Below are 19,149 nucleotides of genomic sequence, written 5' to 3'. Positions count from 1 at the left end.
GATCCCTACGCGCCGCGCGGCCCTGCACGGGAACGTGCCGGTGCCAAGCTGGCCTCCGAGAGCGAAGAGGCGAGTGGTCCGCAGGCGGTAGCAGCAGGGCAGCTGCGGGCCTTCATCGAGCGTATCGAACGGGTGCAGGAAGACATCGACGCCCTCTCGGACGACCGCAAGGAAATCTATGCCGAATGCAAGGCCATGGGTTTCGATACCAAGGCCGTTCGCACCCTCGTCAAACTGCGGAAGATGGACGTGGCAGAGCGGCAGGAAGCCGAAGCAATCCTCGACCTTTACAAAGCCGCGTTGGGGATGAGTTAGCGATGAAGTATCAGCTCCTGCCGCCGCTCTCCACGGAAGACTATGCAGCTCTTGAAGCGTCTATTGTCGAACACGGCGTGCTCGTACCGATCGAGTACGATGACGCTGGCAATATCTTGGACGGACATCACCGCGTACAGATCTGCGAGAGCCTCGGCCTCGTCGACTGGCCACGCCTCGTCCGCAAGGGTCTGAGCGATCCGGAGAAGCGGACGATTGCGCGCGAGCTCAACGTGTCCCGCCGGCACCTCACGAGTGCGCAGAAGCGCGACCTCATTGAAGGCCAATTGCGAGACACGCCTTCAATTTCCTCGCGCGCAATCGCGGCTATGCTTGGGGTAGATGACAAGACGGTGGCAACTGTGCGCCGCCGCCTCGAATCAACTGCGGAAATTCCGCAGTTGGAAGAGGTAGAAGGGCGAGACGGAAAGAGTCGCCCTGCCCGCAAGCCGATCAAGACGGCCTTCCTGCCGGATGCCGGCAATCGGCGCGAACTTATGAAGGTCGCGAAGGACCTTCGCGCCCAGGATCAGCAGGCCAAACACTCGGTGCGCCTGGCGCATATGGCCATGATCGCGGAGAAAGGCGCCGCGACAGCGCCCGGCAAGCTCGATCGCGCCTATCCTGTCTATTATGCGGACCCGCCTTGGAAGTTTGGCGTTCGCTCGGAAGTGACGGGCCGCGAGAAAAGCGCGGAGAACCACTATCCGACTATGACGACCGATGACATCGTCGCGCTGCTGACCGATCTGATCGGCGGCGACATTCCTGCTGTCTTCTTCTGCTGGGCGACGAACCCGATGCTGCCGGATGCGCTTCGCGTGATGGAGGCCTGCGGCTTCACCTATGTGCATCACTGGATCTGGGACAAGGAAGTCGCCGGCTCCGGCTATTGGGGCCGTGACCGGCACGAGCTGCTGCTGATCGGCCGGCGCGGCGACATCGCAGCGCCCCTACCCGGCTCACAGCCGGAAACGGTCCATCGCGAGCGCAAGGGCAAGCACTCGGCCAAGCCGGACTTTTTTGCCGAGACGATCGAGCGGCTCTATCCCGACATACCGCGGCTGGAGCTCTTCTGCCGCACGCCTCGGCCGGGGTGGGACGCCTGGGGCTTTGAGGTGGCGGAATGAATTATTCAATTCGCTCAAAGGTACCGCGCATTAGGACAGGTCACCGTCAGTGGCACCTCGCGGTACCGTGCGCCCATAATCTGCGCTCGGACATCAAGCGAAAGCTCGCGATGTCCGGTCCACTTCCCATCACCAATATTGATGATGAACAGGTCGAAATCCAGATGGGGAGGAGGACCGCCACGATCTGTCCAACCGTCAATCACCACCTCCCCCCAAGCCATTTCCGCAGCCAGAGTCTGCCGATCATCAAACGGATGTTCAGTGCGCTTTATGTTCCGCAGCTCCAAATCCGGAGCGTCCTTGAGCGCAATCTTACTAATGCGAACCGGGCATTTATTCCAATTCTCAATGCGCAATCGGTTCGAAAACATTTCTGTCACGGTTTTGTCGCCGGGAATTATCGAAAAGCGGGCCGTGGGATCGGCATCCCCGGCGGCGATCTTCGTCTGAATTCGTTGCTGATGCAGTTGCATCATGAGAACGGCTATTGTGCCTCCGGCGGCAACTGCAGCTACCCACCCGCTCAACGCGCCAACCCATTCTCTCCGACATGTGGCGAGCACTTCATCGCCACTACACCATGGACCTCCAAAACCATAGAAGTTGGCGAGCACGGTGAAGAACAGACTACCAAACAGTCCTGCCGCCACGGCCACGATGACATTGCCCCTACCCATGAGCGGCTACATAGCACGGGTTATTCAACTTTGGCGAGCGCCGTTTGCGCGTGCCCGCACAGGGCAGCGTGGGTCACCGATGGGGGGCAAATTACTTCCGTTTCAAAATGGGAAGAGTTCTGTTGGTGTTGCGTCCAAGAGGAACTCGGGCCAATTCAACTGTTGGCCGCATCGAGGGGGCTCAGAGGGACTGAAAAAGTTTTCTCCCGGCCGGAGGTCGGGGATTTTCGTTGCATATATCAGAGCGTTCGAGAAGTCGCAGCGCCTGAAACTATTTTCGGAGATCGAATCTCCTGCCACTCGAACCACCTTTACGCGGGAGAAGTCGCACCGCCGAAATCGATCGTCTATCGAAACCTCACCTCCACCTATCGTTACGTAACAATATTCAGCGTTTGCTGCACCGCGACCATCCGGCAAAAGGTGCGCGGAGCTGGCATCCCCGTAGAAATACCGAAGCGACCTCACACCGTACACATGATGCCAATTCGATTGGTCATCCGGATACCCAGTTATCTCCTCGTCTTCACAGCTAAAGACAATATCGCGTTCGGCAATACGCCCCTTTTCCTCACCAGCTTTGAGGGCTGCATTGGCACTCGCAAACAGCTTTCCTCCATGCCCAGAGCCGAATTCGCGCTCCAGGTATTCGGCAAGCAAGTTCATCGCTTCGACTGCAAAATTTCCATTTTCCGCTGTTGCCACAAACCGCAGTGTTGCAATCCCAGCTGTGACATGCGCTGGGTTGTACTTCTCTGCGATCAGTTCAGATCCCTTTTGCAGAAGCTGGGCGAGATTGTTTTCCTTCGTTGCCGTGATTTGCTCCGACAGTCGATCAATCTGCTCCCGCTGCAGCCGAGTGGATTCAAGCTGAGTTTCCGCCTGTCGTGCAGCGATGAGGCCACGCCATACAATCGTGGAGAATGTAACAAAGCCGGCCAAGACCAGCATAAGCTTGTAATACGTATCGACGCGTTCGATGATTGTGGTTCCGGGCTTCCCGCCAAAAACGTGGACGAGACCGCCAAACGCAACAAGCAGCGCGACCACGGCCGCCACTACCACAACGGCAAACCAAAATCCCTCCTGTTCGTAAAAGTGTCGAACAGGCTTCTCTTCGCGATCATTTTCCATCCCGATCCCCTTACCCCGAAAATACACGCCTGCAGCTACCTAGTCCATTACCGGTGGCAAGGGGGCGCGTTGTGACCGCAAACAAGCCCGACTTCTCCCCCGCCATGCTTAGCGTCCTCCTGCGCGCCCGCGCTGAGTTCCGCGTGATCGATTCCGGCGAGCCGTGGCGGCGGACAGAAACGGTGAAGGCTTTCAAGGCCGAAACGCGCAGACGTGCCGACGTCACCCATATGGAATTTCATATGGCCTGGATGGGCTGGCTCAACTGCCCCGTGACGCGGGGGCGGCTTTGGGCCGTGCTCGGGCACTGTCCCACCGATTATGGCGTGACGCTTACGCATGGGGGGCAGGATGGCTGAGATCGACCGTACCGCGTTCGCCAGTGCCGTGCGTGAGCAGCTTTCCGCCCGGGGGCTTTCCTTCGGTGATGCCGTCGCGGGTTGGCCGGAGCTGGACAAGGCCATGCTTTCCCGTGCGTGCACGGAGAAACGGCTTTCGGCGGCGAATCTGCTGCTCGTCTGCGCCGTCTTTGAACTCGATCCCTATCGCTTTCTGAAGCGCGACAAAGGCCGTCGCGTACACCTGCGCGATATCGCGAAAAGCCTTTCGGAACAGGCTGTTACACAAGGCGACAAACGTGAAACCCGATCCACTCGGCAGGCTCGGAAAGTGAGGCGCGCATGACGGTACAACAATCTCTCGACACGACGCTCCCCATCATTCGGCAGATACACGAGGCGCGTAGCGATGAAGAGCGCGCGCGCCTCCTGCTCGCGGTCTCGGACGCGGTGCTGATGAAATATCGCCCGGTGTTTGAGCAGGCCTGCGAGCGCACCGGATTTGAGCGCGGGTTGGAATACATCGCTGTGCGGCGCGCCGCCTGGCAAGCCACGCGCGGCCCGGATGGGCTGCACAAGAACCCCCTTTTTGAGGAAACCCGCACGCGCTTCGCGGCCTTCGCAGGAACTGAAGGGGGCAAGGCGTGACGGTGCGGCCTTCCCCTCGGTTGGAAGAGCGCGCGCGGGAGATCGCGGTGCGCATGCTTCCGCAGATCCAGCAGATGGTTCTCCACGAAATGGCCGAGCTGAGCGTACCCAAGGGCGAGGCCGAGATCATGCGCGCCTGCCGCCGTGTGGGGGAAGCGGCAGACCGTCTGGAGCAGGCAAAGTACACGCCGGAGGAAATCCGCGCGCGGCGTGAAGTGGAACGCGCAGCGAAGGCGCTTGGCACGGTTATGGCCAAGCACGGGAGGATGCCGTGACGTCTGGACAGGTCTCCCCTCAGGCGACCGCGCGCGCCACCGAAGCCCAACGCCTCCAGAAGATCCGCGTCCAGTATGCGGCCATAGCGCCTGGCGACTGGTCTCTCGCCGCCGACAGCGACGGGATGTTGCTCGAGGCGCGTGGCGACGCCGGCGAGCTGAACTGCATCGTGCGCTTCTCTGAGGGCGCGACCAGCGAAGAAATGGAGTTCGTGGCCGATGCGCCCCGGCACGTGGATTTCCTGCTCGGCCTTGTGGACCGGGCGATCGCAGCACTGCGCGACGGGGGCGCCCCTGCCCAGGACCGCGGCAAGGCAAAGGACTATGCCGCCGAGGCGGCCATGAAATGCCATGCCCCGGCCTTCAAGGCCTATCTGGAAGCGCGGCACGGGCTGGAGCGCCCGCTCACCGACGAACGCGCGGCCTCGAGGCTGCGCAGCGTGCTCGGTGTGACCTCGCGCAAGGAACTCAATGAAAGCAGCGCTGCGGCGCAGCGCTGGAAACAGCTGCGGGCCGATTTTGAAGCATGGCGGAGGGCGGGATGATGTCAGTCAGCCAAGATATCGGCCTCCATCGCCGCGGCGACGAACGCCTTGCGCGCTGCCTCGGCATCGCACTCGCCGCTCAGGCAGGCGAGGCAGACGCGGCACGCTTCGGTGTATTCCGGCCCTTGCTTCGCGCGCTCGGGCCAATGATCGATCAGGATTTCGGCGGCGCGGACAGCGGAGCCGACCGTGAAGCGGATATGGCCGTATCTGCCGGCGTGGACCGCGAGCGGCTTTTTCCATCCCCTTTTTGCCATGCGCGTAAACGCGCCTGTGACACGGAGGTTGCGGCGGTATGAGCGTGAGCGGAAATATTGAGCTCTTCGGCTTCCTGTTCTCGTTCGCTTACCGTGGGCTGAGGCGACACGCGCGTGTCGGCATTCAGCCCTTCGGTGGCGCGACAGGCCTTCTTGAAAGCGTTGAAAGCCGTCTTTGGCGTGCGCAGCCCGTCCAAACAATCGCGGCAGGCGCGGACGGCGGAGCGGTACTCCGGAATCGTGGTGATGGGCCACGGCCCGAGCAAGCACTCAAGGGCCTGGTACGCCGAAGAAACAGTCCATGTGGATCCTGGGAGCGTGACGCGGACGCTCCGCGGAAATGGCTTGTCATTCATAGGGGTTCTACCCGCTTGGATATTGTTATTCGTTTTTACGGCGCGAGTGCACCGGCGGGCCTTCAATGCGCTCGGGCGCAAACAGTTCCCACGAGAGCGAAGCATTCGTCGGCTGCCCATGTGCCATTCGCCCGGCGAACCCTCCTCCAGCGGGAGGTGGTGGTATGAGCGCATTTCTGCTCGGGACCGGCTTCCGCGCCGACATGGGAACCTGCATTCGTAAGCTCGTGCTTCTGAAGCTGATCGACGCTTGTGAAGATGACGGCAGCCGTATTTTCCCTGCCGTCGCCACCGTGGCGCGCGCGGCGCAGTGCAGCAGCCGCCAGGTGCAGCGGGAGATACGCGCGTTCGTCGATATCGGGCTCTTGAAGATCGTTCGCGAGGGCGGCAAGGGACGCCGCTCGACGAACGAATATGCCCTCGTTCTGGACGTCCTGGCCGCGATTTCGAAAGACGGGTGGGATGCCTATGCGGAGCGCGTGGCCGCTGGCGCTAAGGGTGACACGGTGTCACCCTTAGATGAGGCGCCTAAGGGTGACAGGGGCGACACCGATAGGGTGACAGCTGAGACACCTAAGGGTGACAATGCATGTCATACAACCCCTCCAGACCCCTCCCTTGATCCCTCCATTGAGAGAGATGCGCGCGAGAGCGAGCGGGAAGACAGCCAACCGGAAGACCCGAAAGCCGTGGAGAAATCCTTTTGGCGGCTGGTGAAGGATTGGCCGGGCTTTGCCGGGATGCCGAAAGAACCGGCCAAGGCTGCGTGGTTTGCGCTTTCGGCGGAAGATCGGGCGGAGGCCGAGCGCAAGCTGCCCGAGTGGCTGAAGCTGCTGAAGGCCCAGCGCAAGAGCCACACGCCGGCGCCTTCGACCTACTTCCGGGAGCGGCTCTGGGCTGACGTTCCGGAGCCGGAAGAGGAAAAACCGGCAGCGCTGGAGGCCAAGCCCTTCGGGCCGCTCTGGCAAGTCGCGCGGATGAAGCGGCTCTTGCACGGACCGTCACGGACACCGGGGCCGATGACGGCCTTCCAAAGCCGCATGGTCGAGACCGGGCAGGCAAGCGAGGCCGATATCCGGCGCGAACAGCAGGCGAAATCCGGCTGGCCGGAGATCAACACCATGCATCAGTGGGCGCTCGACAGGAAGGGCGTGCATGTGGCGCCGGAGCTGGAGCGGCTTTGCCAGACGATGGAGGCCGTGCCTGTCGGCTCGGACACCTACGAGGCATGGCGGATGGAGCACGAGCGGCGGGGCTGGCCATGGGTGCCGGATCCCGGCGCCATGCGCGTGGTCTATTTCCCGCGCGGCGGACCGGCGGGACTGGCGGAATTCGAGGAAGCGGTGAAACAGGCCGGAAAGGCCGACAAGCGAGGATGAGGCGAATGATGGCGACGCGCGCAAAGCAGCTGAATGAGGCCGAACCGATCAGCATCGATCGGGCGCTGGAAGCTGGACGGAAGGCGGACGAGAAGCGCAAGATGCACGAACGGTTTCTGAAGGCTGCGGCGGGCGCGGAGTACGATCGCCGGTGGTTCGTTCTCCGCGTTGCTCATCGCCCTGAACGCGAGGTGGTCGCGGAGCTGGACGATTCGGGATTAGAGGCCTGGGCGCCTGTTAAGACCGTATGGCGCACTGTTTTCCACAGCAAGAAGAAGCGGGCCGCCCATCGACCTGTGTTTCGCAGCTATGTGTTCGTGAGAGCGGTGCCGAGCGCGGAAGCGTGGCATGGGTTACTCGGGATCAAAGGGGTTCGCGCCGTCCTCGGCGGCGGGAGCGGCCCCTTCCCAATCAGCGATGAAACGATGAACAAACTCATGGGGTTGGTGAAGGCCGGTGTGTTCGATCAGAAGAAGAACGCGCGGCCTTACAGAATCGGTGAGACCGTCCGGGTCAAGGACGGACCTTTCGCCGATTTCACCGGCGTGTTGGAGGGCTATGCCGCTTCTCGCGGAGTGCGCGTGCTTGCATCGCTGTTCGGGCGCGAGGTTCCGGTGGAACTCACGCTTGCGCAAATCGAGAAATTCGACTAGCCATTTTCACCTAGGACGACCTGGTGATCCTTATCGCACCGTTTGAGGCGCATCACAGGATGATGCACGAGAGGGCAGAAGCCCCACGGCGAGCGTAGGCCAGACCCAGGCGAAGCATTCAGGCAAGAGCCGATCCGCTTCGCCGCGATTGGCGATTATTGTCGAGACACTGAGAGCTTCTTCGTGAACCAGCCGCTTACGCTGGCGATGGACCGCGGCATCGCGGTCCCCGCCGGCTCGATCGTCCGCACCGGATATGTGAAGGTGGAGAACGTTATTCTCGCCTGCCGTGCACGTATGGCCATCGGCGATGTGGATCGGGCCTATCAAAAGCGCCTGCAGCTCGGAAGCAAACAGCCCTGGCCCTGCCCCAACGGATACTGGGAAGGCGATCGGTTCGTTATCAGGGATGGCCGGCACGAGTATGTCGCCACGCTGATGTTGGGCCATTCTCACCTGCTTGTCGCGTGGATTGAGAGCGTTGAAGATATCGGTTGATTATAACCGGCGGGAGTTCGAGTCGCGGCTGGCACGAGACCTCGGGCGCGACCTGCCTTTCGCCGCGGCGCGTGCTCTGACGTGGACGGCGAAGGACGTCGAGAAGAATTCAGAGAAGTGGATCAAGCGCGTCTTCGATCGCCCGAAACGCTGGACGGTCAATGCCGCCTTCGTGAAGCCGGCGAAGAAGCGAGAGCTGGTTGCCGAGGTCTACTTCAAGGATTTCGCACCGAAGGGCACGCCGGCGGGCAAGTATCTTCTAACCAACATCCGAGGCGGACCGAGGCCGCACACTCGTTGGGAGAAGCGGTTGATCCATCAAAGCATCATGGGCGCGAACGAATATGCCATGCCCGGGAAGGCCCTGAAGCTCGACCGCTATGGCAACGTACCGCGCGGCACATATGCCAAGATCATCGCCCAACTGCAGCTGGGGACCAACGGGACGGGAAACGAGAGCAAGCGATCGCGTTCGACGAAAAGGCGGCGCGGGGCGGCTCGCTACTTCGTTTCTTATGGGAAGAACGCCCCCCGCCTTGGAAATGTTCGTCCAACAAGCCTGCCCCGGGGTATCTGGCAGCGCGACCGGAAAGGGAAGATATCACCCGTCTTCGTGTTCGTGCCTCGTGTTCCGAACTATGCCGACGTGTTCGACTGGAAGCGATGGGCGCAGCAGACCACACGAGCGCGGCTGCCAATCAACTTCAGACGATCGGCCGCGATGATCTTGCGCAAGCCGAACCGCTGACTCGGCTAGCCCGTGCTGGCCCAAGAGCGGGGGTGCGCCCCCTCCGCTTCGCGGGTCCTTCCTGCACCACCTCGCCCAGCGAGTAATTCGGACCGCGGGTTGTCGGCAGTCTGAGCGATTTATTGAAGCCTAAAGTCAAAGCCTAAAGATGAGCGGAACGGCTAAAGTCGAGACGATGACGAAGGGCGACTTCGCGGAGCTGATCGGCGTGTCGCCTGGACGTGTGTCGCAGTATATCGGCGAGGGAAAGATCTACGGTGAGGCGCTCGTGGGTAACGGGCGCTCGGCGAAGATCGTGCCGGATGTCGCGCGCGCCCAGCTCAACAAGACGCTGGAGCCTTCGCAGCGCCTTGGCGCCAACGGTGCGGTCCTGCGCAGCGTGAAGACGCGCAGGGAAAGCGAGGCGCTGCCGCTTGCGCCGGCGGCGGCCGAGCCTGTCCACGATGACCTCGCGGCCGAGCGGTTGAAGCAGATGCGCCTCAAGACGGCGCAGGCCGAGCGCGCGGAAGCGCTGGAGGCCGGTCGCTACATGCTGGCCGAAGATGCGCGGCGCGAGATGGGCCGCGCGGTCGGGGAAGCCTTCAAGGTCATGGATCAGGGCCTGCGCGATCTGGCGAACGCGCTCGCTGCCGAATTCGGCATCTCGGAAAGGGACGCGCACCAGGTGCTGCAGAAAGCCTTCCGCGATATCCGGACCAAGGCGGCGCAGAGCTTCCGCGTCCAGGCCGAGGCCGTACAGCCCATGGTGGCCGACGATGGCGGCACGGAGATGAGGGACGCGTCATGACGATGCTCTTCAATCCGCGGCGGCTCGCCTTCGAGGCCCTGGCCGATGCCGCGGAGCCACCGCCGCCCGTCGATTATCTCGACTGGGCCAGGCGCAACATCGTGTTCTCGGAGCGCATCTCCGCGTTTCCAGGCCCCTACAATGAGGCGTTGTTTCCGTTCTTCTCGGAGATCCTGAAAGCCCTTTCGCCCGATGATCCGTGCAGCATCGTCACCTTGCGCAAATCGGCGCAGGTTGGCGGCACGATTCTGGCGAACATCTTCACGCTCGGGACCCTGGATATGGACCCGTGCGATTTCCTCTACGTCCACCCGACCGAGGAGAACGCGGCCCGCTGGTCGAAAACCAAGCTGATGCCGCTCGTGCGCGAAACGGACGCGATCCGCGCGCTCTTCTCCGAATCGAGCCGCGACGGCGGAAACTCAATTCTCTACAAGGAACGGGTCGACGGGCGCGGCGCGATCCAGGCGGCCGGGGCGAACTCGCCGGCAGGGCTGTCCATGATCTCGCCGCGCAAGCAGGTCCAGGACGACTTGGCCAAGTGGTCTATGAACGAGGCGGGTGACCCCGAGACACAGTCCGACAGCCGCTCGAAAGCCTTCTTCAACCGCAAGGCGTTCAAGATCTCGACGGCTCTGATTTCGCCGGGCTGCCGCATCACGACGAATTATCATGCCGGTACGCAGGAGACCTATCATGTCCCCTGCCCGCACTGCCATGAGCTTCAGGAACTGCGCTGGGAGAACATGCGGGATCACATCGATCCCGAGCACCCGGAGAAGGCACACTTCGTCTGCATCCATTGCGGCTGCGAGATCGACGAGCATCACCGCGCCTGGATGGTGGCCCCGGAGAATGGCGCGAAGTGGGTCGCGAAATATCCTGAGCGGGCCCGCTACAACCGTTCGTTCCACATCTGGGTCGCCTATTCTCCGCTTGAGTCGTGGGAGGCGCTGGCGCGCGCGTGGCTGAAGGTCCAGACCGGCGGACCCGACGATAAGGAAAAGGGCGCCGGCGCCGAGCAGGTCTTCTACAACGACTGGCTGGGCCTGCCCTATGAGGCCGACAACAAGGCAATCGGCTGGGAGGACCTGCGCGACCGCGCCGAGGAGACCGGGTTTCAGCGGGGCATCATTCCGGCCGAAGCGCTGGCCTTGTCGATGGGCATCGACGTGCAGGGCGACCGCGTCGAGTGGCAGCTGGTCGGCTATGGTCGCAGGCGCTACCGCGCAGTCATAGACTGCGGCGTGATCGATAACCGCGCCGGCAGCCACATGCCCGGCTACAAGGTCCATTCCGGCCACATCTCCGAGCCGGAAGTCCGCGCCGGACTCGACCGCCTTGTGATGCGCACATGGCCCGACGAATGGGGCAACCGCCGCTCGGCCGACATCGTGGCGGTCGACGGTAATGCATACACCGAAGACGTTTGGGGCTGGGTCCGCAAGCACCCGAAATCGCGCGTCATCATGGTGCGCGGCGACAACAAAGATACCGCGCGCATGCTCAGCCAGGTGCGCGAGTTCGACCGCAAGGGCAAGCCGAAGAAACAGAAGTGGGCCTCGCGCTTCTTCAACTTCAACGCTTCGATCATGAAGATCGGGCTCTACCGCGACATGAAGAAAACCGATCCCGAGCAGACCGGCTACATCCGTTTCGCGATCGGCCTCGGCGATGACTTCTACCAGCAGGTGACGTCCGAGATCCGCGTGGCCGAGCGCACGCGCACCGGCCATTCACGCTATGTGTGGAAGCTCCCCGGCGGCCAGCGCAATGAAGCGCTCGACATGATGAACCAGGCGCATGCCGGCGCCATCCGCCTCGGTGTCACGTACTGGACGGACGAGGAATGGGACATGATCGCCGAGCGCCTGGCGAAGATGGAGAAGCCCGCCCAGGCCGATCTCGAGGACTTGATCACGCCGGTACCGGACGCACCGGCCGCAAAACCTGCGGAGAAGAGCGCGGAGAACGCGCTTGTGGCCGCTGCTCTCGCGCGGGCCGAACGCGCACGCCAACGCAACCGATAGGATGATTATGGCTCTTACACCCGAGCAGCGCGCCAAATTGGAGGCGCAGCTGGAGAAGGCGCGGGACGCCCTCTTCAAACTGGAAACCGGCGCCATGACCGCGAGCGTCACCTATGAGGGCGAGAGCGTTTCGTTTCGTGCGTCGAGCATCGGCTCACTGCGCCAGTTCATCCGCGACCTCGAGGCCAAACTTGGCCAGCGCAAGAGCGCCCGTGCCCGCAGCCGTGGAGTGATCTTCGGATGAACCCCACTGTCACCAGCAACGGGCCGACGCTCTACGGACCTGACAGTCGGCCACTGCCGGCCAATGTTCGCAATGCCGCCAGGCTCCAGGCCGCGCGCAACCGTATGATGGCTTCGACCGCCTATCAGGGGGCAGGCTTCGACAATCCTTCACTGGCGAAGTGGCGGCCGGGATCCTACTCCGGGCAGTCCGCGCTCCGCGGGGACCGTAGTGAGCTTGTCGATCGGCTGAACGATGCGGCTCGGAATGACGGCTGGTCGTCCGCCGGCGTGTCGCGCCTGGTCGACAACATCGTCGGCTCGGGCTGGACGCTCTCGGCCCGGCCGAACTTCCGCTCCCTCAACATGACCTATGATGAGGCGGAAGAGGTTGCCGACCAGATCGAGGCGCTCTGGCGAGATTACACCCAGGACGTCGACAAGTGGTGCGATGCCGAGCGCTCCAAGACTATGGCCGGCGTTCTCGGCCTGGCGGCCCGCCACCGCTTCGGTCCTGACGGCGAGGCGTTCGGGCTGCTCGTCTGGCAGGAAGATGCCCCAAGCTTTCAGACCGCCGTGCAGATCGTCGATCCCGCGCGATGTTCTAATCCGCTCGGCCGCGCCGATGATGTGACCCTGCGCGACGGCGTCGAGATCAACGAATACGGCGCGGCAACGGGGTATTATTTCCGGAAGTACCACCCCGGCGATGTGTTTCTCGGACAGGGGAAAACGTGGCAATGGGATTTCGTGGAGCGCGAGACCGAATGGGGGCGCCCTATCGTGGTCCATGCCTTCGAGCAGAAGCGCGCGGGCATGACGCGCGGCGTCTCCGATTGGGCTCCCGTCATCCGCTCCATCAAGCAGTACACGGATTATGAGGATTTCGAGGTCCAGGCGGCCCTCCTCAATGCCTCCATGGCCGCCTTCATCGAGACGCCGTTCGATCCAGACGAGCTGATGGACTCGCTTGGCGTAGATGGGCAGTCGGGTGTGGCCGGTATGTATGGCGCGATCGCCGAAGCGCAGAAAGCCTATTACGGCGCCGCCCCGATCGATCTGCCGGGTGCGCGCGTCAACACGCTTCAGCCCGGCGAGCAGGCCAAGTTCACGCGGCCGGAGCATCCGAACGCGAACTTCGATGTCTTCGTGAATGCCGCCCTGCGCAAGATCGCCAGCGCTGTCGGGCTCACCTACGAGCAGCTTTCCATGGACTGGTCGAAGGTAAACTATTCCTCCGCCCGGGCAGCGCTTCTAGAGATATGGCGCGGCCTCACAAGCAAGAAAACGAACATCGCCAGCCAGTTCATGGGACCGATCTACCGTGCGTGGCTTGAAGAGGTTTTCGACAGGGGTCTGATCGATCTTCCCGCCGGCGCGGTTCCGTTCGAGGAAAATCCCGCCGCCTGGTGTCATGCGGAATGGATCGGTCCGGGGCGTGGATGGATCGATCCGATGCGCGAAGCACAAGCGGCGGGTGAGCGGTTGGCGTCGAACCTTACGACACTTCAGCAGGAAGCGTCGGAGCAGGGTCGCGATTGGAAGCTCGACGCCATGCAGCGCAAGCGCGAGCGCGATTTCTACCAAAAGCTGGGACTTGATCCGGATGCTGGACGGCCGGAAGCGCGCACACAAAGCACCACGGTCACGCAAACCAAAGATCCAGACGATGAGATCGAGGAAGAGGTTAACGGCGGCGAGGACAAATCCGCCCGCCGTCACCCGCTCGGCATCCCGTCCATTCGCAGGAGAGCGGCATGAGTTACCCCGAAATCGCCGCGCGCATGTTCAACACGCCACTCATGCTGCACGAGGCGAAGGGCGACATCATCGCCCGCGCCTTCGGTCCGCGCGTACTCGGGTTTCCGGAGGCGCAGATTGACGTCCGCGGCGGCGAACGGATGGGGCTTGTTGGCGATGACATGGGGCAGTGGCGCGAGGCAGGCGACCGCTACTACCAGCCCACCCGGTATGGCAATATTGCCATCATCGAAATCGAAGGCTCCCTCATCAACAAGGGCAAGTGGATCGGGAAGTCCTCGGGCCAAACCACCTATGAGGGCATTATCACCCAAGTGAACGCTGTCATTGACGACAGTTCCGTAAGCGGCGTCATTCTCGAAATCGATTCCTTCGGCGGCGAAGTAACAGGGGCATTCGATTGCGCTGAGCGGCTCTTCGAGCTTTCCCAGGCCAAGCCCACCATTGCCGTCCTCACGGACCACGCATGCTCCGCGGGTTACCTTCTTGCTTCCGCGGCACGCCAGATCGTTATTCCGGTCAATGGCTATGCCGGCTCGATCGGCGTGATCTCGCTTCACGTCGACATGAGCAAATGGCTGGCGAAAGAAGGGCTTGCCGTCACCATCCTTAAGGCCGGTGCGCACAAGGCTGATCTGAACCCTTACGAGCCGCTTCCCGAGGATGTGTTGGAGCGCGAACTCGCCGACCTGGAGGCGATCCGGGTCGAGTTCGCCGAGACCGTCGCTCGATATCGCGGCGCGCGGTTGACCAAAGATGCGGCGCTGGCGACGGAAGCAGATGTCTTCCGAGGACAGGCCGCCGTTGACGCCGGCGTTGCCGACGTTGTTGCGCGGCCGAGCCAGGTGCTTGCCGCCTTCCAGGAAGAGCTTGGCCGAAAAGACTGATCCTTCTGACAGGCTCAGGACAACCCAGCAAAAGGAGAGACTGATGTCGACGCTCACTGCAAGTGTGCTCGCCGCCGTGCGCGGGCGCAAAAAGGCCTCGCGCCTCGAGGATGACCGGGACTTGCCGGAGGAAATCGAGGAGGAGGAAAAGGACGCCGAGGGCGAGAAAGACGAAACCACCGCCGAAGAGGAGGATCGCGATCCGGATGCCGAAGCCGATGACGATGAGCCTACGGCGGAGGATGACGGCGTGGATCCCGACGCTGACGATGAGGAGAATCAAAAGCAGGCGGGCAGCGCCCAGGTGCGCCGTGCCGAGCAGACCCGCATCCGGTCTATCCTGATGCATCCCAAGGCTGACGCCAATCCCGGTCTCGCCGCCGAACTGGCCTTCGGCAAACGCTTCTATTCGGCGAAAGAGGCCGGCGCGTTGCTTGTTCACGCAGGCGGTGGCGGTGGTCGGCTTGCCAATCGCATGAAGGACAAGAGTCCGAAGATCGGATCCGGACCTGCGCCGGCGGCAAGCCCGAAGGATCGGCCCTCCCGTATCCAGGCCGCCGCCCAGCAGATGATCGCGGCAAAAAAGAAGCGCTGACGCTCTTCCATACCGGCGCGTCCGCGCGCCGCTTCAAACCTGATTCCTGAAAACCGGAGAACTCCCATGCCACTGGAAACCTTCCAGCCGGGGGACATGAACCTCGGCACCTTCCCCGTCATGACGCGAAAGATCACCGTTGCTTCCGGTGCCGGCGAACTGAAACGCGGCACCGTGCTCGGACGTGTCACCGCCAACGACAAGTTCCTCACCGCAATCGATGGGGCCGGCGACGGCTCGGAAACACCCGAGTGCATCCTGGCGGCCGACATCGACGCGACCGCCGCGGACGTCGACACCCTGGCCTATTATACCGGCGGCTATGATGCGTCGAAGCTGACCTTCGGCGCTGGTATCACGGTTGCGATCGCCGAGACCGCCTTCGCCAAAGCCGGCCGCTCGATCTTCCTCAAGGAACTCGTCTGACATCCGCAATGCGCCGGGCATACCGGCGCGTTGCGCTCAGCCTCGGCCATTCGGCCGGAACTCTGAAACCCGCCTGACAGGAAAGGCATCCCCATGGCACCGACCTATTATACAACCGCCCAGGTGGTGGCCGCGGCCGAGGCGCTCGACCGCTTCACGCCCTGGCTCCGCAACACTTTCTTCCCACGCGTTATCCAATTCGAGACAGAAGAGATTTTATTCGACAAGCTTGGTCGCCGGCGCAAAATCGCGCCCTTCGTCTCCCCTAACGTTCCGGCGCGGGAGCGCAAACAGCGCGGGCGCGAGGTGCGCGTCTACAAGCCGCCATACGTAAAACCGTTGTCGACGCTGAACCCATCAGACGCACAAGCGCGACAGGTGGGCGAGGCTTTTGGTGGTGAGCTCTCCATGCTCGACCGCTACGACATGATGGTCATGCAGGCGCTTGCCGATCACGATGAAGAGATCACCGGCCGCGAAGAACTGATGTGCTCGTCGGGTCTCCAGACCGGCACGATAACCGTACAGGGCGACGGAATTGATGACGTTGTCGACTATCACCGTGATCCCGACCTCACGATAGCGCTCGCCGGTGCAGACCGTTGGGGCGAGGTCGGTGTCGCGCCTTTGGACAACATCCGCGAATGGGCGCGGCTCGTGGCGGCCAAGTCCGGCGGGGTCGTGCGCGATTTTGTGATGGGCTACGGTGCGGCCGACATCTTCACCAAGGATATCGACGTACGCGAGATCCTCGACAACCGGCGCCAACGCGGCGGCGAAATGGAGCTTGGCGGCGTTACGTCTGGCGGCGTGGATGATGTTGCCCGCTATGTCGGCACGATCGACGGCAGCCTGCGCTTTTGGGAATACGCCCAGACCTTCGATGACGACGCCGGCAATACGCAGCATTTCTGGCCGCAGTATGGTGTCGGCGCCGTCGCGCCTCAGATGCTGGGTACGATGGCTTATGGCGCGATCCTCGATGTCAAGGCACTTCGTTCTGAACAGCGCTTCGCCACACAGTGGGAGGAGAGAAATCCTTCCCGTGAGCTTCTGTTGACGCAATCGGCACCGCTGCCGGTGCCTGTCGATCCGAACGCAACGGCGTTTATTTCCGTTCGCTGACCCTCGTTGCGCCGCCTTCAACCCTCCGCCGTCCCTTCGACAGGATCAGGACGGCGGAGGGTTGCGGGAGACGCAACCCAAGGAGAAGATCATGGCGAATACCCAGCGATTCAATGTGTCCGTCAAGGTTGGCGGCAAAAGCTATGCGCCTGGCGAAGATGTGCCGATCGGCGGGAAGAGCGGATTGGCGAAAGGCGAGGTCGAGCGGATCGAGGCTCAGTTTGGCGAATGGAAGGGACGCACGCTTTCGGACGCCGAGAAGATCGCTACTCTGACTAAGGCCAAGCAGGACCTGGAGGAACAGCTCGAGCGGGCCGGGGAAGGTATGGAGTCGCTCCAGCAGAAGCTGGAGCAGGCAGAGAAGGACAAAGGGGCGCTCCAGCAGAAGCTGGGGCAGGCAGAGGAGGACAACGCCGTCCTCGCCGCCCGCGTCGAGGAACTCGACAAGGCAAGCAAGGGCGCCGGCAAGGCGGCCGGGAATGAAGGCGAAGGGTCGAACTGATGGCCGCCAGGAAGTCTGAAGAGACCGTGACGGGTCGGTGGCCCGTTTCCGTCTATGATAAGGATGGCAAGCGTGTCGAGCCCGGCAACGCAGCCACGGTCACCATCTCCAAGGCCGCCGAGTTCGACCGGCGTTTCGGCCGGTTGCCAGAGGAAGAAAAGCAGACCCAGGCAGCGAAAGCCCAAGGGCAGAGCTGATGACCGTTCCGCCGCATCCCGTCTTTGGCCACATGCCGGGCGCGTTTCTCGATGCGCTCGGCGAGGACGGCGCGCGCGTCACGATCGGCGGCGTGGAGCTGCCGGATTCGGTCCGGGTGATTGCGCGCGGGCCGTTCGGCGAGGTCGTCCCGAACGCCGGCTATGGCGAGGGCGGCGTCAACGGCATGACGCCCAAAGCATCCTTCTTCGAGGGTGACGTGCCGGGCCTCAAGGACGGCGACACCATGACGTTCAAGGGCGAGACCTGGAAGATCCGCGAACCGCTGCCGGACGGCCGGGGCATGGTGCGTTGTGAGTTGGAGAAGGCCTGATGCATGAGCGCACGGCCATTCGCAATTCGGCACTCAGTATCCTTGACGATGCCGCCCCGCCTGGATGGACCCTGCGGAAGGGGCGCGGCCGTGCCGTTTCGATCGAGGAATGTCCGGTTCTGGAACTCGCCATACCGAACGAGCCCACCCAGCGCGGCGCGCAACGCAAACGCCGCGAGCCGGTGCTCACGGTGACCACCTACATCGCCGAAGGCGAGGACGGCGATACGGCATCAGACGATGCCGCCGTATGGATCGAGGCGGCACTGGATGCAGACCCGACGCTTGGCGGGGTCTGCCAGGACGCAACCCACGCCAACACTGAAATCGCCCCCTATGCCGGCGGTGAAACGCCCGTCTGGGAGATGACCCTCACCTATAACCTGCGGGTCTCCTGACCCGCATAATCCAGGAGTATAGCCATGAGCACCGTACTTGGCCGCCTTCTCATCCTCCGGCGTCCGACTGAGCAGCCTGCACCGGACGATTGGGAGAATGTCTGCGGGATCAACACAACCAATTTCCGCATTCTCAATGACATCGTCGAGACCAAGAAGGCCAACTGCACCGATCGGGCGCAGCCTCCTATTCGCGTTCGAAAGTATGGTGGCCAGGACTTCTCGTTCTCCGGGTCGGGTGTCTTCGAAGACGAACCTGCAGGAAAGCTCCTCGCCGACGCCGCCAAGAGCCAGACCGTTCTCAGCGGATGGTGCGTTCATGTTCCTGGCTACGGCGACTTCGTGGGGGATTGGGTTCTCGCCAACTTCGATTTTTCCGGCGATCTCGATAACGACATGAACTTCTCGAGCGAGGTCCAGGCCGCCGGCGAAATCACCTACACGGCCCTGTAGAGCCATGGCCGCACCGAACCCCTGGCGCGGGGAGCGCCTTCTGAAACTGCCGCGTGGAAAGGACATCAAGCTTTCCGCCTCGCTCGACGACATCGCTCGGCTCATGGCGGCGACGAAGACCGAAACGCTGGAGGGGCTCCAGGACGTGCTCTTTGCTCGCAATCCGGAGACACTAAAGGGCGCGCTGGATATCCTGATCGGCGAAGAAAAGACGGGCGCGGTCTGGCCACGGGTGAACGGCGCGTCCGGCCTCACGGCCGTCTATATCGCCGTTTCGGGCGTCGTATCCGGTCTTACGCCGGCGGAGGAAGAAGAAGCAAAAAAAGCCGAGGCCGCCCGCGAAAGAAGCATGCAGGCGCTGGCGCTCAACCTGCTGGTGAACGCGAGCGGCCGTTCGAGCGCCTCCCCTTCGGAGAGTGGATGAGCTTTGCCGGGGGGATCCTCCGTTGGAGCGAAGAGCAATTCTGGTCGGCAAGTT

The 19,149-nt window shown here is 62.5% G+C and carries 29 protein-coding genes; 25 read left to right on the top strand and 4 right to left on the bottom strand.

Annotated features, from left to right (window positions below):
* The first annotated feature begins 48 nt into the window (after window positions 1-48).
* Window positions 49-315 carry a DUF2312 domain-containing protein gene (locus tag LY631_RS16920; RefSeq protein ID WP_274426907.1) on the top strand — a complete coding sequence of 89 codons (267 nt, stop codon included), beginning with the start codon at window positions 49-51 and terminating at the stop codon, window positions 313-315.
* Window positions 316-317: 2 nt separating this feature from the next.
* Entirely contained in the window at window positions 318-1,445 is a 1,128-nt protein-coding gene (locus LY631_RS16915) for an MT-A70 family methyltransferase (protein ID WP_274426773.1), read from the top strand.
* A gap of 14 nt (window positions 1,446-1,459) precedes the next feature.
* Here the strand turns inward: LY631_RS16915 and LY631_RS16910 are convergent, their stop codons facing one another.
* Window positions 1,460-2,125 carry a hypothetical protein gene (locus LY631_RS16910; protein ID WP_274426772.1) on the bottom strand — a complete coding sequence of 222 codons (666 nt, stop codon included), beginning with the start codon at window positions 2,123-2,125 and terminating at the stop codon, window positions 1,460-1,462.
* A 102-nt stretch (window positions 2,126-2,227) separates the two neighbouring features.
* Window positions 2,228-3,259 carry a hypothetical protein gene (locus tag LY631_RS16905; protein ID WP_274426771.1) on the bottom strand — a complete coding sequence of 344 codons (1,032 nt, stop codon included), beginning with the start codon at window positions 3,257-3,259 and terminating at the stop codon, window positions 2,228-2,230.
* A 71-nt stretch (window positions 3,260-3,330) separates the two neighbouring features.
* On the opposite strand from LY631_RS16905, the gene LY631_RS16900 reads away from it, so the two are divergent.
* From LY631_RS16900 to LY631_RS16880, 5 genes are read left to right on the top strand one after another with little or no spacing between them, the layout of a single operon-like run.
* Window positions 3,331-3,618, top strand: coding sequence for a hypothetical protein (locus tag LY631_RS16900; RefSeq protein ID WP_274426770.1), 288 nt, complete (start codon window positions 3,331-3,333; stop codon window positions 3,616-3,618).
* Window positions 3,611-3,943 (top strand): hypothetical protein, encoded by a 333-nt coding sequence (locus tag LY631_RS16895; RefSeq protein ID WP_274426769.1) that lies wholly within the window; start codon window positions 3,611-3,613, stop codon window positions 3,941-3,943. Before LY631_RS16900 ends, LY631_RS16895 begins: the two co-directional genes overlap by 8 nt.
* Window positions 3,940-4,245, top strand: a complete 306-nt coding sequence (locus LY631_RS16890) for a hypothetical protein (protein WP_274426768.1) — start codon at window positions 3,940-3,942, stop codon at window positions 4,243-4,245. The genes LY631_RS16895 and LY631_RS16890 overlap by 4 nt, the downstream gene beginning before the upstream one ends.
* Complete coding sequence (locus tag LY631_RS16885) at window positions 4,242-4,520, top strand: hypothetical protein (protein WP_274426767.1); 279 nt, start codon at window positions 4,242-4,244, stop codon at window positions 4,518-4,520. Before LY631_RS16890 ends, LY631_RS16885 begins: the two co-directional genes overlap by 4 nt.
* Entirely contained in the window at window positions 4,517-5,065 is a 549-nt protein-coding gene (locus LY631_RS16880) for a hypothetical protein (protein WP_274426766.1), read from the top strand. The genes LY631_RS16885 and LY631_RS16880 overlap by 4 nt, the downstream gene beginning before the upstream one ends.
* Before the next feature lie 2 nt (window positions 5,066-5,067).
* Here the strand turns inward: LY631_RS16880 and LY631_RS16875 are convergent, their stop codons facing one another.
* Entirely contained in the window at window positions 5,068-5,322 is a 255-nt protein-coding gene (locus LY631_RS16875) for a DUF982 domain-containing protein (protein WP_274426765.1), read from the bottom strand.
* Window positions 5,220-5,678, bottom strand: a complete 459-nt coding sequence (locus tag LY631_RS20525) for a DUF982 domain-containing protein (RefSeq protein WP_445082903.1) — start codon at window positions 5,676-5,678, stop codon at window positions 5,220-5,222. The genes LY631_RS16875 and LY631_RS20525 overlap by 103 nt, the downstream gene beginning before the upstream one ends.
* 164 nt (window positions 5,679-5,842) lie before the next feature.
* On the opposite strand from LY631_RS20525, the gene LY631_RS16870 reads away from it, so the two are divergent.
* The 18 genes from LY631_RS16870 to LY631_RS16785 all read left to right on the top strand — a co-directional run bounded on the left by LY631_RS16870 (window position 5,843) and on the right by LY631_RS16785 (window position 19,095).
* Complete coding sequence (locus LY631_RS16870; protein ID WP_274426764.1) at window positions 5,843-7,057, top strand: helix-turn-helix domain-containing protein; 1,215 nt, start codon at window positions 5,843-5,845, stop codon at window positions 7,055-7,057.
* Between the two features lie 5 nt (window positions 7,058-7,062).
* Complete coding sequence (nusG, locus tag LY631_RS16865) at window positions 7,063-7,710, top strand: transcription termination/antitermination protein NusG (protein ID WP_274426763.1); 648 nt, start codon at window positions 7,063-7,065, stop codon at window positions 7,708-7,710.
* A 183-nt stretch (window positions 7,711-7,893) separates the two neighbouring features.
* Complete coding sequence (locus tag LY631_RS16860) at window positions 7,894-8,208, top strand: hypothetical protein (RefSeq protein ID WP_274426762.1); 315 nt, start codon at window positions 7,894-7,896, stop codon at window positions 8,206-8,208.
* Window positions 8,192-8,956, top strand: a complete 765-nt coding sequence (locus LY631_RS16855; protein ID WP_274426761.1) for a hypothetical protein — start codon at window positions 8,192-8,194, stop codon at window positions 8,954-8,956. The genes LY631_RS16860 and LY631_RS16855 overlap by 17 nt, the downstream gene beginning before the upstream one ends.
* A 148-nt stretch (window positions 8,957-9,104) precedes the next feature.
* Window positions 9,105-9,743 (top strand): hypothetical protein, encoded by a 639-nt coding sequence (locus LY631_RS16850; protein WP_274426760.1) that lies wholly within the window; start codon window positions 9,105-9,107, stop codon window positions 9,741-9,743.
* Complete coding sequence (locus LY631_RS16845; protein WP_274426759.1) at window positions 9,740-11,773, top strand: phage terminase large subunit family protein; 2,034 nt, start codon at window positions 9,740-9,742, stop codon at window positions 11,771-11,773. The genes LY631_RS16850 and LY631_RS16845 overlap by 4 nt, the downstream gene beginning before the upstream one ends.
* Before the next feature lie 7 nt (window positions 11,774-11,780).
* Entirely contained in the window at window positions 11,781-12,017 is a 237-nt protein-coding gene (gpW, locus tag LY631_RS16840; RefSeq protein ID WP_274426758.1) for a gpW family head-tail joining protein, read from the top strand.
* A complete protein-coding gene (locus tag LY631_RS16835) occupies window positions 12,014-13,756 on the top strand; it encodes a phage portal protein (RefSeq protein WP_274426757.1) in 1,743 nt (580 codons plus the stop codon). Before gpW ends, LY631_RS16835 begins: the two co-directional genes overlap by 4 nt.
* Complete coding sequence (locus LY631_RS16830; protein ID WP_274426756.1) at window positions 13,753-14,643, top strand: S49 family peptidase; 891 nt, start codon at window positions 13,753-13,755, stop codon at window positions 14,641-14,643. Before LY631_RS16835 ends, LY631_RS16830 begins: the two co-directional genes overlap by 4 nt.
* 43 nt (window positions 14,644-14,686) lie before the next feature.
* A complete protein-coding gene (locus tag LY631_RS16825; protein WP_274426755.1) occupies window positions 14,687-15,238 on the top strand; it encodes a hypothetical protein in 552 nt (183 codons plus the stop codon).
* A gap of 66 nt (window positions 15,239-15,304) precedes the next feature.
* Window positions 15,305-15,664, top strand: a complete 360-nt coding sequence (locus LY631_RS16820) for a head decoration protein (RefSeq protein ID WP_274426754.1) — start codon at window positions 15,305-15,307, stop codon at window positions 15,662-15,664.
* Window positions 15,665-15,757: 93 nt separating this feature from the next.
* The gene (locus LY631_RS16815) at window positions 15,758-16,789 is read left to right on the top strand and encodes a major capsid protein (protein ID WP_274426753.1); all 1,032 of its coding nucleotides are present in this window, start codon (window positions 15,758-15,760) and stop codon (window positions 16,787-16,789) included.
* A gap of 91 nt (window positions 16,790-16,880) precedes the next feature.
* Window positions 16,881-17,291: a hypothetical protein gene (locus tag LY631_RS16810; protein ID WP_274426752.1), complete on the top strand. Its 411-nt coding sequence runs from the start codon at window positions 16,881-16,883 to the stop codon at window positions 17,289-17,291.
* Window positions 17,291-17,488 carry a hypothetical protein gene (locus LY631_RS16805; RefSeq protein ID WP_274426751.1) on the top strand — a complete coding sequence of 66 codons (198 nt, stop codon included), beginning with the start codon at window positions 17,291-17,293 and terminating at the stop codon, window positions 17,486-17,488. Before LY631_RS16810 ends, LY631_RS16805 begins: the two co-directional genes overlap by 1 nt.
* Window positions 17,488-17,820 (top strand): head-tail joining protein, encoded by a 333-nt coding sequence (locus LY631_RS16800; protein ID WP_274426750.1) that lies wholly within the window; start codon window positions 17,488-17,490, stop codon window positions 17,818-17,820. The genes LY631_RS16805 and LY631_RS16800 overlap by 1 nt, the downstream gene beginning before the upstream one ends.
* Complete coding sequence (locus tag LY631_RS16795; protein WP_274426749.1) at window positions 17,820-18,218, top strand: hypothetical protein; 399 nt, start codon at window positions 17,820-17,822, stop codon at window positions 18,216-18,218. Before LY631_RS16800 ends, LY631_RS16795 begins: the two co-directional genes overlap by 1 nt.
* 24 nt (window positions 18,219-18,242) lie before the next feature.
* Window positions 18,243-18,671, top strand: coding sequence for a phage tail tube protein (locus tag LY631_RS16790; RefSeq protein WP_274426748.1), 429 nt, complete (start codon window positions 18,243-18,245; stop codon window positions 18,669-18,671).
* A 4-nt stretch (window positions 18,672-18,675) separates the two neighbouring features.
* Window positions 18,676-19,095 (top strand): hypothetical protein, encoded by a 420-nt coding sequence (locus tag LY631_RS16785; protein ID WP_274426747.1) that lies wholly within the window; start codon window positions 18,676-18,678, stop codon window positions 19,093-19,095.
* The last annotated feature ends 54 nt before the right edge of the window (window positions 19,096-19,149 follow it).

The sequence above is a fragment of the Chelativorans sp. YIM 93263 genome (assembly GCF_028767125.1).
In the GTDB taxonomy this organism is placed as follows: Bacteria; Pseudomonadota; Alphaproteobacteria; order Rhizobiales; family Rhizobiaceae; genus Chelativorans.
This window is presented reverse-complemented; position numbering and strand designations above follow the sequence as displayed.